Genomic DNA, 11,815 nt, shown 5'->3' on the forward strand with positions numbered 1-11,815 from the left:
CGTGCATTCTCCCGAAGCGGCCGGGGCCGGAGTGAGGGCCGAACAGGTGGACGCATATACACGTTTAGGCCAAATGGCCTAAAGCTCCGATTCGCGTCCGTTCCCCTGCTTCACGCACCATGCCGGTATGTCTGTTTCTCTCCCTCTCACCGTGCAGCCGGCCACTGCTGCCGACGCCCCACTCGCCGCGCTGCTGCACAACAGCACACAGGAACCCCACTTCCACAAGGCGGGAGGGCAGCTGGCGGCGGCGTTCGCCCGCAGCCCCGGGGCTTACGTCATGGCCGGGAGGGATGGTCAGCCGGTCGGCCTGGGGACTTCCCAGCTTCCTGACGTTCACCCGGCGCACGCCTGGGTGGGTCTGCATCTGCACCCCGATCACCGCGAGGACGGCACGGCGACCGCGCTGTTGGCGCATCTGGCCGCGCAGGCCCGCGCTGCTGGACGTGCCCGGCTGTGGACCAGTGTCCGCGAGGATTACCTCCCCACCTGGCCTGACCTCCCCGCCCTGGGCTTCCGCGAGGTTCACCGCACCTTCGGCGGGGGCTTTCACCTGAAGGGCTGGTCGGCCGACACGTCCCGGCTGGAGGCGGGCCTGGGCGCGCGGGGCTATACATTGGAACCCGCCGCGCCGTACCAGGGCGATCCACGCCTGACCGCCCTGTACACCCGCACCCGCGCCGACCAGGTGAGCGCGCCGCCCACCATTCCCCCCGCCGCCCACACGCTGCCGGAGGAGGACGCCCTCTGGGACGCCGCCTTTCTGGCCCGACAGGCGGGAGAGGTCGTGGGTCTGGCCCTGCCGGAGCAGTCGCGCCTGGACGCCTGGAATGCCGTGCTGATGGTCCACCCGGAGCACCGCCGCTGGGGCATAGCAACGGCGCTGCTGGCGCGGGTCGCACGGCAACTGGGGGAGCAGGGGCTGGGCTTTCTGAACGCGGCCGGCAGCGCGCGGGACGCAGCCTACCTGGGTGTGCTGCGCCGCCTGGGGGCCAACATCGAACCCGACTGGATCGCCTTCGAGCGGGAGGCATGAACGTCCGTCCCTTCCGGGCTGCCGACGCGCCCGCTGTTGCCCGCCTGGTGACGGCCGGGGTACGGAGGCAGTGGACCTATACGCCGGAACATTTCCGCGTTCTGGATGACCCGGCCCGCGTGCGCCTCGTCGCGGAGCGTGGGGTAGAGGTGGTGGCTACCGCGTCCCTGTCGCCCTTCGGCCCCGCTGTGCCGGACACGCTGCGGCTCGACCTGGCTGGCGACCCGGCTGCCTTCACCCCGCTTTATCTCGCCCTGCTGACCCGCCTGCCTGCCGGATACCGCCGCCTGCTCGGCGTGACGCGCGAGGACTGGCCCGAGACGATGCACTTTTTTCACGTGGCGGGCTTTCGCAACGCCTGGCAGTCCTGGGGCGCGCACCTCGACCTGACGCGCTTTGACCCTGCGCCCTTCGCGCGGCTGGAAGAACGCCTCTACCTCGCTGGGTATGAGCCGGAACGCCTGAGCACCGCCGCACCGCAGGCGGACTGGGCCGCCCTGCACGCGCTCTACACCCTGGGGGTGCAGGACGCCTCCCGCAACCCCACGACCACGCCCGACCCCCTCAGCCCCGGGGACCTGCGGACGGGCGTGCAGCGCGAGGAAGCCGCCTTCGTGATGCGTTACCGCAGCGAACTCGTCGCCAGCACCCGGCTGAAGTTGCGGGGGCAGGAGGTCGAGAGCGAGCAGACTGTCACCGCCCGCGCCCACCGGGGGCAGGGGGTGGCCACCGCGCTCAAGGCTCACGCGCTGGGCTGGGCCAGGGCGGCGGGCTTCACGCGGGCTGGAACCGGCGGCACGGTGCTGAATCTGCCGATGCTGCGCGTGAATACCCTGCTCGGCTACGTCCCTGAACCCATGTGGGTGACCTGGGAAAGAACGCTCTGAGAGGCGTCCCCCGCAGCCCCGCTCTGTCAGGAAACGTTCAGAGATAAAGAGTATATTAAGGCCATGTCCCCGCTGACATTCGAGGAGTTGGTTTCCTACTTCTTCTACGCCCAGGCCGAGGCGGAGCGCCCCTACGAGCGCATCGACTTTGTCCGGCTGGTCCAGGACCTGGGCCTGGAGAATGCGAACGCGCTGCGGCATACCATCGTGCAGCAACTGGCGGGCGGGCGCCGCCTCCAGGTGATTCAGGCCGAACTCGCCGCCTGAAGGCTATTTCCCCTATCAATACATGCCCCCGCCCCGGCGGGGGTTTTTGCTTGCCGGGGTGGGGGCAGATACCTACTTCTTCGGCGCGTACTGCGCCATCCCGCCTGCCTTCTCGAACTCGGCCTGAAGCTGGGCTACAGGCTTCGCGGGGTGGCTCTGGGGGTCGCCAGGGAGGGTCCGCGCGTAGAACTCCAGGGCGTCGGGGTAGCCGTCGCCGTCGGCGTCCGCGTCGGCCTTCAGAACCGAGTAGAGGACATCGGCAAACTTCGCGCCCGGCTCGGCGCGGAAGCCCGCGCGCAGGCTATCGCCGAAGGCATTCCAGCCCTGTCCGCCCTGGGGCCGCAGGTGGCAGGTGGTGCAGGGCATGACCGTGCGCGAGAGTTCCCACAGCGGGTCGTCCCGGTCGTAGCCGAGCTGGTGGGCGGCAATCAGGCGGTAGCGGGGCATGGCGAGGGTGGCGGGGGCCGTGAGGAGGACCAGCCCCGCCAGCGCCGCACCCAGCACCCGCACCTGCTTTCCGGTCACGCGACCCACCCCGGCCCGCCGAAGTCGCCGCCCAGGATGCCCCGCGCGTCCAGCCCCAGCCAGCGCGACAGCGCCCCGGCGTACACGCCCCGGAAGTCCTGCTTGTACCGGATGTCGCCCAGCGAGAGGTTTTCCAGATCGGGACTGCTCCCATGCACGCCGCCCTTCACGCCGCGCCCCAGCGCAAACATCACGCTGCCCTGGCCGTGGTCGGTGCCCGCGCTGGCGTTCTCGGCCACCCGCCGCCCGAACTCCGAAAAGCCCATCACCAGCACGCGGTCGGCTAGGCCCTGCGCCTCCAGGTCGGCCTGGAAGGCGGCCAGCCCCGAGGCGAGTTGCCCCAGCAACCCGTCCTGCTCGGCGCGTTGCCCGGCGTGGGTGTCGAAGTTGCCCAGCGTGACGTACAGCACCCGCTGGCCCGTCCCGGCGGCGATCAGGCGCGCGGCGTCCCGGAGCTGGGCGGCGAACTTGCCTTCCGGGTAGGTGGCCCCCGTGCGGTACTTGCCGACGTTCTGCTGCACCCGCCGGGTGTTGGTCAGCATCTGCCGCGTGGCCTGCTGGAGGTAGGCCGCCTCACCCGCGCGCGGCGTGTTCAGCATGGTCCCGAAGGCGGCGTCCAGCCCCGCCGGGAGCTTGACCTGAAAGTTGTCCACCCCGTCGATGCTGGGCAGGCTGAAGTCGGCGGCGCGCAGGGCCTGCGGCGTGGTGCCGCCCAGGTTGGAGGCGCAGAAGGGGTCGCCAATCTTCTCCGCGATGCGCCCGATCCAGCCCTCCGCCTGCGCCTGCGTGGGGTCGGCGGTGTGCCAGATCGCCATGCTGGCGAAGTGGCTGCGGTTGGGGTTGGGATAGCCCACGTTCTCCATCCAGGCGAGGTGCCCGCCGTCCCACAGGCCCATCAGGGGCTTCAGGGCCGGGTGCATCCCCAGGTCCGGCGTGAGAGTCAGCACGTCCTTTTTCGGAATGGCGATGTTGGGCCGCGCGGCGTAGTACGCCCCGTTGGAGTACGGAATCAGGGTGTTGAGGCCGTCGTTGCCGCCGGTCAGTTGAATCACGACCAGCGTTTTGGTGTTGCCTGACCCGGCCGCCTGCGTCGCGGCCCGCGCCAGAAAGCCGGGCATCCCGCTCGTCGCGGCGACGGCCAGGGCGGAGTATTTGAGGAATTCACGGCGGGTTGGGGACATGGGGGACCTCGGGGGAGGGGTTGAGGGGTCAGGCATGAGGAAAGGGAAGAGTTTTGCTCCTCACGCCCGTCAAGCGAGCTGAAATTCCGGGCTGATGAGCGTCAGGTACGTGCGCTGCTTGGGGGCCAGGCCGTCCAGGGCGGCGCGCAGGAGGCTGCGTTCGGTGCCCAGCAGGGCCAGGGGCGTGGGCTGCTCCTCCAGCTTGGGCGCTTGGCCGCCCAGGGTCAGGGCCGCCGCGACCTGCATCCGCGTCAGCAGGGTCGAGTCGTTGATCCATTCGCGCCCGCCGTCCCAGCCCTTCACGGTGTCGGGCTGGAGGAGCAGTTGCCCCATCTTTCCGGCCGTCTGGGCGAGGTTGAGGAGTTGCTTGGCTTCCAGCTTCGGCTGCCCCAGCGTCCTCACCGCGCCCACGATGAATTCCACCGGGCTGCGGATGATGGCCGCGCGGTTCTCGGGGGCGTAGAAGGTGGCGCTGGACAGCAGTTCCTCCAGCACGGCGCGAATGTTGCCGTTCGTGCGACGGAACGTCTCGGCGCTGGCGGCCACCGCGCGTTCGTCGGGAGTGTCGCGCACGAAGGCGCGGTGCAGCTTGCGCGAGACGAACACGGCGGTTTGCGGGTGGGTGGCAGCCAGGCGCACCACGTCCTCGCCGCTGAGGTCGCCGGTTTTACCCAGGTACGTCTTGCGGCCCGCGTCGTGCTGGCCCGCCCGGAAAACGAAGCGGGGTTCCTCCAGGTACTTCTGGTTGCCGCGCCCGCCCTCGAAGGTCCAGCCGGTCAGCGCCCTCGCGCCCTCGCGCACGTCGTCTTCGGTGTAGTGGCCGATGCCGGTCGTGAACAGTTCCAGCAACTCGCGGCTGAAGTTCTCGTTGGGCTTGCCCTTGCGGTTCTGGTCGTTGTCGAGGTAGCGCAGCATGGCGGGCGACTGCGCCATCTCCAGCGCGAAGCGGGCAAAGTCGGGGGTCGCCGCGTGCCGCCGCAGCAGGTTCAGGTAGGCGGCCAGCATGGGCATGTTCCGCACCTTGTCGGTGCCGATGACGAAATGGTTGCTCCAAGTCAGCGCCAGTTTCTCGCGCAGCGGGTGCGGGCCGTACATCATCTCAAAGAGCCACGCACCGCGCGTGAGCTGGATGCCCGCGCCGGGCGTCGCGCCCTGCATGGGGTCGAAGGGGTTGCCGGGGGCGCGCGCGTCCGTGAAGTTCAGCAGGCCGCGGGCTGCCTCGCGGGCGTCCTTACCGGCCAGCGCACGAATCTGCGCGTCGCTGGCCCCGAAGGAGGTGCGCCTCAGCAGGTGCGCGGCGTCCTCGGGCGTGAGTTTGGGGGCGTAGGGGGTCAGGGACATGGCTTCTCCGGAAAGGGGTGAGGGGCATGGGCAGGCTTCAGGGATTGGAGGCGGCGGGGGCCAGAAAAGTTCCCAGACCCGCGAGGTCCACCGACTTGATGCCCGCGAGGGCCGAGCGCAGCGGCGCGGCAGGCAGGTTGCCCACCAGCCAGACGAACCCGTCCCCCACGCGGCGGGAGGCGACACCGGGCGCGGCGCGGACATTGCGCGGGGCCAGCACCAGCGCGAGGACGTTGGCCCCGTCGCTGAGCGTGACCTCCAGGCCCCCGGCGGGCCTGACCTTGACGCCTGTGGGCACGAAGCCCGGTGGGAGACGCAGGCCCGGCAGCGCGGCGAGGACGGCGGGGCGCAGACCGGCGGGGATGGCAGGCACGCCCCGCTTGACCTTCACCGCCTGGGGCTGCACCTGCGTGAAGGTGGCGCGGCGGGCCAGGGTGCCGTCCGGCATTCGTTCCTCGTAGGCGAGGGGGATATTCCAGGCCCGGTCCACCCACAGCGTCCAGCGGGCGGCCTGCCCGACTTTTGGCACCAGGTCGAAGCGGGTCACGTCCCGGCCCGCGACCGGCGGCGCGTCTGCCCGCGTGACGGTGAAGTGCGCGGCCAGCAGGGCGGGGCGAAAGGGCACGGCGGGCAGCGTGGCGGCGGTGCGGGTGGGCACGGCGCGGGGCGGAAAGAACACGCTCACCTCGGCCGTGCCGCGTGCCGCCAGGGTGCGCGCCTGCCGCAGCGCCGCCGTCAGGTCGTCCACGTCGGCGGCGTGGGCCGCGCCGGTCAGCAGCAGCCCGGCTAGCCCCAGCGTTCGCCTCACCAGCCCTCCCCGAGTGCGCCCTGGTAGGCGTCGTAAGCGGCACTGGCGGGGAGGTCGGGCGCGGGCCGCAGCACCAGCGCCCCGGTCAGCACCGCCGCCGCGCCCAGCAGCGCGGGCCACCACACCGGGCGGGCGCGTGGCGCGGGGGAGGGGAGAGCGGTGCCCGCCTGTTCTGCCCGGTGCCACGCCAGGAAGCGGTCGGCGGCCCCGGCATCGGCGGGGGTTTCTGTTCTGGCGTGGGCCAGGAGGGTGTCGAGTTCGGTGTCATTCATGGGTGGGGCCTTTGGTTGGGGGGTGGGGGACAGTTTTGGGGGTTGCTGGGATGCCATGCCCGTTCACCCCCACCCGGCCTCCCCCCTCTGCTGCGCAGCTTTGCAAGTCAAGGGGGAGGAGAAAAGGGCCTCGGCACGGGTTTTTGAGGCGGGTCGGCCGCCCCTTCACGGCGTCACCCCGATTCCGCTCAGCAGTGCCCGCAGTGCGGCGCGGCCCCGGTTCAGGCGGCTTTTTACGGTGCCCAGTTCCACGCCCAGCACCTCCGAAATCTCGGCGTAGTCCAGCCCAGACAGTTCGCGCAGGGTCAGCACGTCGCGCTGCTCGGGCGGAAGCTGGCGCATGGCCCAGGCGAGGCGTTCACGCAGGTCGGCCTGTTCGCCTGCCCGGACCGGGTTGTGGGGGGCCACGGGTTCGGGGGCGTCTTCCAGCGGGAGGTGGTGGCGGGCGGCCAGCGCCTTGTGGCAGGCGTTCAGCGTGACGCGGTGCAGCCAGGTCGTGAACTGCGCCTCGCCCCGAAAGCCCCCCAGATGCCGCTCCACGCTGATAAACACCTCCTGCACCACGTCGTCTGCCGCCCCCGCCCCGACCGTCCCCGCCGCCACCCGGTGAACCCGCCCCGCGTGCCGCCGCACCAGCGCCTCGAAGGCCGCCTCCCGGTGGGGTCCGGGCTGCGCGGCGAGGCGCACCAGTTGCGCGTCCGTCAGGTCGTTCAAGGCCACCTCACAGGGTAAGAGGCGGGAAGGGGGGGAAAAGTTCCCGGAGGCTAGAGGGCGGCCCTTGAAAGCCTGAGCAACCTCCACTCACCACTCCCCACCGCCCACTCCCCTCAGACCCCTGACCTAAACTGCCTCCCATGACGGCCCGCGCGCTCTCTCCCTCCGCCGAGGATTACCTCAAGCACCTGTACCTGCTGGGGCAGCGCGGCAAGGTCAACACGCAGGCCCTGGCCGACGCCCTGGGCGTGATGCCCGCCAGTGTGACGGGGATGCTCCGCAAGCTCAGCGAGCAGGGGTTGGTGGCCCACGCGCCGTATCAGGGCGCGAGCCTGACCGCCGAGGGGCAGCGGGTGGCGCTGGAGGTGCTGCGGCATCACCGGCTGCTGGAACTGTTTCTGCACCGGGCGCTGGGCGTGCCGCTCGACGAGGTCCACGAGGAGGCCGAGCGGCTGGAACATGCCCTCTCCGAGCGGCTGGAGGCACGTATCGCGGCCTGGCTGGGCGATCCCACGCACGACCCGCATGGCGACCCGATTCCCACCCTGGCGGGCGAGCTGCCCACCCGCGCCGAGCGCCGCCTGACCCAGCTCGCGCCCGGAGAGGCCGCCACCGTGGCCCGCGTGCCCGACAGTGACCCGGCGGGGCTGCGGGCGCTGGTCGCGGCGGGCCTGACGCCGGGGGGGCCCGTCACGCTGCGGCAGGGGGACGCGCCGCTGGGCACCTTGACCGTCACGCTGCGGGGCGGCGAGGCCCTCACCCTGGCCCTGGCGGTGGCCGCGCAGGTGCAGGTCCACGGGGACCGGGATTGACCACCCCCGACCCCCGCCCCGGCTGGCGGCGGCAGCTTCAGGCCGCGCACCTGGCCCTGACCTTCCTGACCACGCTGCCCCTGCCCCACGTCCGCGAGGTCCGCGAGGGCGACTTCGCGCGGGCCAGTGCCTATTACCCCCTGGCGGGATACGCGGTGGGCGGACTGGTGGCGTCGCTGCTGTGGCTGCCGCTTCCGCTGCCCGACGGGGTGCGCGCGGCCCTCGCGGTGGGGGCATGGCTGGCCGTCACCGGAATGCTGCACTTCGACGGGCTGGTGGACAGCGCCGACGCCCTCTTCGCCATGAAAAGCCCGGAGCGGCGGCTGGAGATTCTGCGCGACGTGCATGTGGGGGCCTTCGGGCTGGCGACGGGGGTGCTGGCGCTGCTGGTGTTGTGGAGCCTGCTGGCCGCGCCGATTCCCGCGTTTGCCCCGCTGGTGGCGGCGGTCGCCGCGCGGCTGCTGGTGTTGCTGCCCATGAACCTCTACCCGGCGGCGCGGCAGGAGTCGCTGGGGGCACGCTCACGCGAGGGACGCTGGGGTGCGGCGCTGGGGCTGGCCCTGCCCGCCCTGCTGCTGCCGGGGGCGTGGGCGGCAGCCCTGGCCGCGCTGGTGGCCGTGCTGCTGGCCGCCCGCTTCGCCGCCGGGCGTCTGGGCGGGGGCCTGAACGGCGACGTGTACGGCCTGCTGGTGGTGACGGCGGAACTGGTGGCGCTGGGGGCTTATGCGTGGGGGCGGGGTTGACGCTCACCCTCCACCTCGTCCGTCACGCGCCGACCCTCCCGAATGCCGAGCGCCGGTATCCGCGTGCCGGGGAGGACGCGCCGCTGTCGGAGGCGGGTCAGGCGCTCGCCCTCGCAATGAGGCTGCCGGAGTCGGCCCTGGCCTTCACCTCGCCCAGCCTGCGTGCCCGGCAGACGGCGGCGCTGGCCGGATTTCCCCACGCGCGGCCCGTCCCGGCACTGGCGGAGGCGAGCTTCGGTGTCATGGCGGGCTGCACCTGGGCCGAACTGGAAGCCGCCCACGGGGAAGCGTCCCGCGCCTGGATAGACGCCCTGGCCGACCCGGCCTCTGCCCAGGGGCCGCCGGAAGGGGAGACAGGCCGGACCTTTCACATGCGGCTGGAGGGCTGGCTGGCTTCCTTGCCTGACGCGAGCGGGGTGGTCGCCTTTACCCACGCGGGGCCGCTGCTGGCCGCCCTGCGCCTGACGGTGGGCCTGCGCGCCGCCGAGGTGAGGCCGGGCACCGTCGCCACGTTGCGGCGGGCGGGCGGGGCGTGGTGGCTGACAGAGTTGCGCGTGCCCCCCGACCTCGCCTGACCCGCGGGCCGCTACCATTCCCCCATGCCCGCCCTCCCCACGCGGCCCCCGCTCAAGCTGGCGACCTGGAACGTCAATTCGCTGAATGTGCGCCTGCCCCAGGTCCTCGCCTGGCTGGAGGCGCAGCGGCCCGACCTGCTGGCCCTTCAGGAAACCAAGCTGGAGGACCACCGCTTTCCCCTGGCGGAACTGGAGGCGCTGGGCTACCGGGCCGCCTACTCCGGGCAGAAGACCTACAACGGGGTCGCGCTGCTGTCGCGCCTGCCGCTGACGGACGTGCAGGTGGGCATCCCCGGCTTCGCGGACGAGCAGCGCCGCGTGCTGGCCGCCACAGTGGGCAGCGTGCGGGTGGTGTGCCTGTACGTCCCCAACGGGCAGGCGGTCGGCTCCGAGAAGTACGCTTACAAGCTGGCGTGGCTGGCCGCCGTGCGGGAATGGCTGCGGGATGAACTGCGGCAGTACGCGCGCCTCGCCGTGATGGGCGACTTCAACGTGGCCCCCGAAGACCGCGACGTTCACAGCCCGAAACGCTGGGAGGGGCAGGTGCTGGTCAGCGAACCGGAACGCGCCGCCTTCCGCGACCTGCTCGCCCTGGGCCTGCACGACGCTTTCCGCCTGTTGCCCCAGCCCGAGCGCGTCTTCAGTTGGTGGAATTACGGACGGCTGGCCTTCCCGCGCAACTGGGGCCTGAGAATCGACCATGTGCTCGTTTCCGCCGCCCTGGCCGCCGAATGCCAGTCCTGCACCGTGGACTCTGGCCCCCGCGCCCACGAGCGCCCCTCCGACCACGCCCCCGTGCTGGCGACCTTCTCGACCCTTCTGGAGGAGGCCACCCCAGCCGGGGCAGCGGGATAAGGCAAGACGGCTGCCCCTCCTCTCACAACTTCACCCCGCGCCACCGTCCCGACGCGAAACGCCAGGCATAGGCGGCCGCCGCCAGGGCGATAAAGACCAGCGCCGACGCCCACGCGCCCGTCACGCCCGCACGCGGGGCCAGCCACGCCGCGCCCAGCACCATCACCAGCCACGCCCCGGCCAGGGTCACGAGCAGGCGAAAGCGCGTGTCGCCCGCGCCGCCCAGCGCCCCGCCCAGCACAATCGCCACGCCGTCGAAGACCTGATAGGCGGCCATGACGGCCAGGACGGTGCGGCCCACCGCCAGCACCTCCGGGTCACGGCTGAACAGGCCGATGAGGGGGCCAGGCAGGACCACGAAGAGCAGCGCCAGCACACCCATCACGGCGGCGGCGATGCCCGCGCCCCGCCAGCCGATGCGGGCGGCGATGTCCGGGCGACCCGCCCCCAGCGCCCGCGACAGCAGGCTTCCGGTGGCCGACGCCAGCGCGAAGGCGGGCAGGAACCCCAGGCTGGCGAGCTGGTTGGCAATCTGCGACGCGGCGAGTTCCACCGCCCCCAGCCGCGAGATGATGCCTTGAAAGACCGTGAAGGCCCCCACCTCGGCCAGTTCGGTGACGCCGGCGGGCAGGCTGACCCGCGCCAGCCGCGCCAGTTCCGACCGCGCGGGCCGCACCAGCCCGAACGGCCCGAAGCGCGGCCCATGCAGGCGGCGCAGCAGCGCCAGTGCCAGCACGTTCTGGAGGCTCACGGCCACCACGGCGGCCCACGCCGCGCCCGCCACCCCCCACCCGAACCCGAAGATGAACAGCACCGCCAGCGCGGCGTTAACCACCATCACCAGCCAGGCGAGCTGCATGGGCGTGCGGGTGTTGCCCAGACCCACCATCACCGAGAGGGCCGCGCTGCCCAGCAGCATCAGCGGGATTTCCCAGACGCGGATGTGCGCGTAGGTCCGGGCCACTTCGGTGATGCCGGGGCCGGGCCGCAGCAGCGCGAACAGGCCGTCCAGCAGCGCCGGGCCGACCAGCGCCAGCGGCACGCCCACCAGCGCGCAGCTCAGGAACACGCTGGCCCAGCGGCGCACGCCCGCCGGGTCATCCGCCCCCAGGCTGCGGGCCACGAAGGTCGCGGCGGTGTTCAGGCCACCCCGGAACAGCAGCACCAGCGTCAGCAAGCAGATGTTGGCAAAGCCCACCGCCCCGACCTCCACCACGCCCAGGCGGCCCATCAGCAGCGTGTCGGTCAGGCCGACCGCCGTGTAGGCGAGATTGGAGAGCATCAGCGGCCAGGCCAGTCGCAGCAGTTCGCGGGTGCTGCCCTGCGGCGGGGTGCCCGGGGAGGTGGGAGCAGAAACGGCGGACACGCCGGGCACGCTAGCACCCCGGGGAGGAGTGGGAGGGGAGTGTGGCAGAGCAGCTTGCTGCGGGGAGGCAAGGGAGGTTCCAGACGGTTCTGGTGTTGCCAGGCTCCGCACCGGTTTCTCCCGCCCACCGGAAAAGTGGAACCCGGACAGCAGTGGCAAAGCTGAAACAGACAGGGGAGGCGCTGTTGCTCCTCCTCCCGACCACTTCTCCCCAGCCCCGGCCCAGGCCCCCCGGAGAAAGGCTTGCTGCTATCCTGTCTTTACCTGGGAGTGGGGAAGTCCGGTGAGAGTCCGGCGCTGTCGCGCAACGGTAAGCAGGCCAACGCCCTGCAAGCCCGAATGCCCCCCAGGGACGCCCCGCCCGCATCTGCGGGTGAGAGGCACCTCTCGCCGTCAGAGGGCCACGTACTGAGCCTGCTTTGTTCTGCATCCG

Annotated in this window: 14 protein-coding genes and 1 riboswitch; of the genes, 7 read left to right on the top strand and 7 right to left on the bottom strand. The window is 71.7% G+C overall.

Annotated elements, in window-relative coordinates:
- Window positions 1–127 precede the first annotated feature (127 nt).
- The 3 genes from DEIPH_RS04375 (at window position 128) to DEIPH_RS04385 (ending at window position 2,190) form a co-directional block, all read left to right on the top strand.
- Window positions 128–1,036, top strand: coding sequence for a GNAT family N-acetyltransferase (locus DEIPH_RS04375; RefSeq protein WP_034354447.1), 909 nt, complete (start codon window positions 128–130; stop codon window positions 1,034–1,036).
- Window positions 1,033–1,923, top strand: coding sequence for a GNAT family N-acetyltransferase (locus tag DEIPH_RS04380; protein WP_034354449.1), 891 nt, complete (start codon window positions 1,033–1,035; stop codon window positions 1,921–1,923). The genes DEIPH_RS04375 and DEIPH_RS04380 overlap by 4 nt, the downstream gene beginning before the upstream one ends.
- 63 nt (window positions 1,924–1,986) lie before the next feature.
- Complete coding sequence (locus DEIPH_RS04385; protein ID WP_034354452.1) at window positions 1,987–2,190, top strand: hypothetical protein; 204 nt, start codon at window positions 1,987–1,989, stop codon at window positions 2,188–2,190.
- 72 nt (window positions 2,191–2,262) lie between these two features.
- Here the strand turns inward: DEIPH_RS04385 and DEIPH_RS04390 are convergent, their stop codons facing one another.
- The 6 genes from DEIPH_RS04390 to DEIPH_RS04415 form a co-directional block, all read right to left on the bottom strand.
- Entirely contained in the window at window positions 2,263–2,715 is a 453-nt protein-coding gene (locus DEIPH_RS04390; protein WP_235183171.1) for a hypothetical protein, read from the bottom strand.
- Window positions 2,712–3,896, bottom strand: a complete 1,185-nt coding sequence (locus DEIPH_RS04395; RefSeq protein ID WP_034354455.1) for a DUF1501 domain-containing protein — start codon at window positions 3,894–3,896, stop codon at window positions 2,712–2,714. The genes DEIPH_RS04390 and DEIPH_RS04395 overlap by 4 nt, the downstream gene beginning before the upstream one ends.
- Before the next feature lie 69 nt (window positions 3,897–3,965).
- A complete protein-coding gene (locus DEIPH_RS04400) occupies window positions 3,966–5,237 on the bottom strand; it encodes a DUF1800 domain-containing protein (RefSeq protein WP_034354458.1) in 1,272 nt (423 codons plus the stop codon).
- Window positions 5,238–5,274: 37 nt separating this feature from the next.
- Window positions 5,275–6,045: a LolA-like protein gene (locus tag DEIPH_RS04405; protein ID WP_235183172.1), complete on the bottom strand. Its 771-nt coding sequence runs from the start codon at window positions 6,043–6,045 to the stop codon at window positions 5,275–5,277.
- Window positions 6,042–6,317 carry a hypothetical protein gene (locus tag DEIPH_RS04410; protein ID WP_034354462.1) on the bottom strand — a complete coding sequence of 92 codons (276 nt, stop codon included), beginning with the start codon at window positions 6,315–6,317 and terminating at the stop codon, window positions 6,042–6,044. Before DEIPH_RS04410 ends, DEIPH_RS04405 begins: the two co-directional genes overlap by 4 nt.
- A gap of 165 nt (window positions 6,318–6,482) precedes the next feature.
- The gene (locus DEIPH_RS04415; protein ID WP_034354465.1) at window positions 6,483–7,031 is read right to left on the bottom strand and encodes an RNA polymerase sigma factor; all 549 of its coding nucleotides are present in this window, start codon (window positions 7,029–7,031) and stop codon (window positions 6,483–6,485) included.
- Between the two features lie 140 nt (window positions 7,032–7,171).
- On the opposite strand from DEIPH_RS04415, the gene DEIPH_RS04420 reads away from it, so the two are divergent.
- The 4 genes from DEIPH_RS04420 to DEIPH_RS04435 are packed head-to-tail and all read left to right on the top strand — an operon-like array spanning window position 7,172 to window position 10,016.
- On the top strand, window positions 7,172–7,843 hold the full coding sequence (locus DEIPH_RS04420) for a metal-dependent transcriptional regulator (protein WP_034354469.1): 672 nt from the start codon (window positions 7,172–7,174) through the stop codon (window positions 7,841–7,843).
- Window positions 7,840–8,586 (top strand): adenosylcobinamide-GDP ribazoletransferase, encoded by a 747-nt coding sequence (locus DEIPH_RS04425; protein ID WP_034354472.1) that lies wholly within the window; start codon window positions 7,840–7,842, stop codon window positions 8,584–8,586. Before DEIPH_RS04420 ends, DEIPH_RS04425 begins: the two co-directional genes overlap by 4 nt.
- Entirely contained in the window at window positions 8,583–9,161 is a 579-nt protein-coding gene (locus DEIPH_RS04430) for a histidine phosphatase family protein (protein WP_152544792.1), read from the top strand. The genes DEIPH_RS04425 and DEIPH_RS04430 overlap by 4 nt, the downstream gene beginning before the upstream one ends.
- A gap of 24 nt (window positions 9,162–9,185) precedes the next feature.
- A complete protein-coding gene (locus tag DEIPH_RS04435) occupies window positions 9,186–10,016 on the top strand; it encodes an exodeoxyribonuclease III (protein WP_034354479.1) in 831 nt (276 codons plus the stop codon).
- A 22-nt stretch (window positions 10,017–10,038) separates the two neighbouring features.
- On the opposite strand, the gene DEIPH_RS04440 is transcribed toward DEIPH_RS04435, so the two are convergent.
- Window positions 10,039–11,382 carry an MATE family efflux transporter gene (locus tag DEIPH_RS04440; protein WP_034354631.1) on the bottom strand — a complete coding sequence of 448 codons (1,344 nt, stop codon included), beginning with the start codon at window positions 11,380–11,382 and terminating at the stop codon, window positions 10,039–10,041.
- A gap of 248 nt (window positions 11,383–11,630) precedes the next feature.
- Window positions 11,631–11,747: riboswitch (cobalamin riboswitch) on the top strand.
- Window positions 11,748–11,815 lie beyond the last annotated feature (68 nt).

Origin of the sequence: Deinococcus phoenicis (assembly GCF_000599865.1) — a bacterium.
Taxonomy (GTDB): domain Bacteria; phylum Deinococcota; class Deinococci; order Deinococcales; family Deinococcaceae; genus Deinococcus; species Deinococcus phoenicis.

What these genes read in the sequence shown, in the direction of transcription:
- DEIPH_RS04375 (WP_034354447.1), top strand. Translation starts at nt 128, where the DNA reads ATGTCTGTTTCTCTCCCTCTCACCGTGCAGCCGGCCACTGCTGCCGAC.
- DEIPH_RS04380 (WP_034354449.1), top strand. Translation starts at nt 1,033, where the DNA reads ATGAACGTCCGTCCCTTCCGGGCTGCCGACGCGCCCGCTGTTGCCCGC.
- DEIPH_RS04385 (WP_034354452.1), top strand. Translation starts at nt 1,987, where the DNA reads ATGTCCCCGCTGACATTCGAGGAGTTGGTTTCCTACTTCTTCTACGCC.
- DEIPH_RS04395 (WP_034354455.1), bottom strand. Translation starts at nt 3,896, where the DNA reads ATGTCCCCAACCCGCCGTGAATTCCTCAAATACTCCGCCCTGGCCGTC.
- DEIPH_RS04400 (WP_034354458.1), bottom strand. Translation starts at nt 5,237, where the DNA reads ATGTCCCTGACCCCCTACGCCCCCAAACTCACGCCCGAGGACGCCGCG.
- DEIPH_RS04410 (WP_034354462.1), bottom strand. Translation starts at nt 6,317, where the DNA reads ATGAATGACACCGAACTCGACACCCTCCTGGCCCACGCCAGAACAGAA.
- DEIPH_RS04420 (WP_034354469.1), top strand. Translation starts at nt 7,172, where the DNA reads ATGACGGCCCGCGCGCTCTCTCCCTCCGCCGAGGATTACCTCAAGCAC.
- DEIPH_RS04435 (WP_034354479.1), top strand. Translation starts at nt 9,186, where the DNA reads ATGCCCGCCCTCCCCACGCGGCCCCCGCTCAAGCTGGCGACCTGGAAC.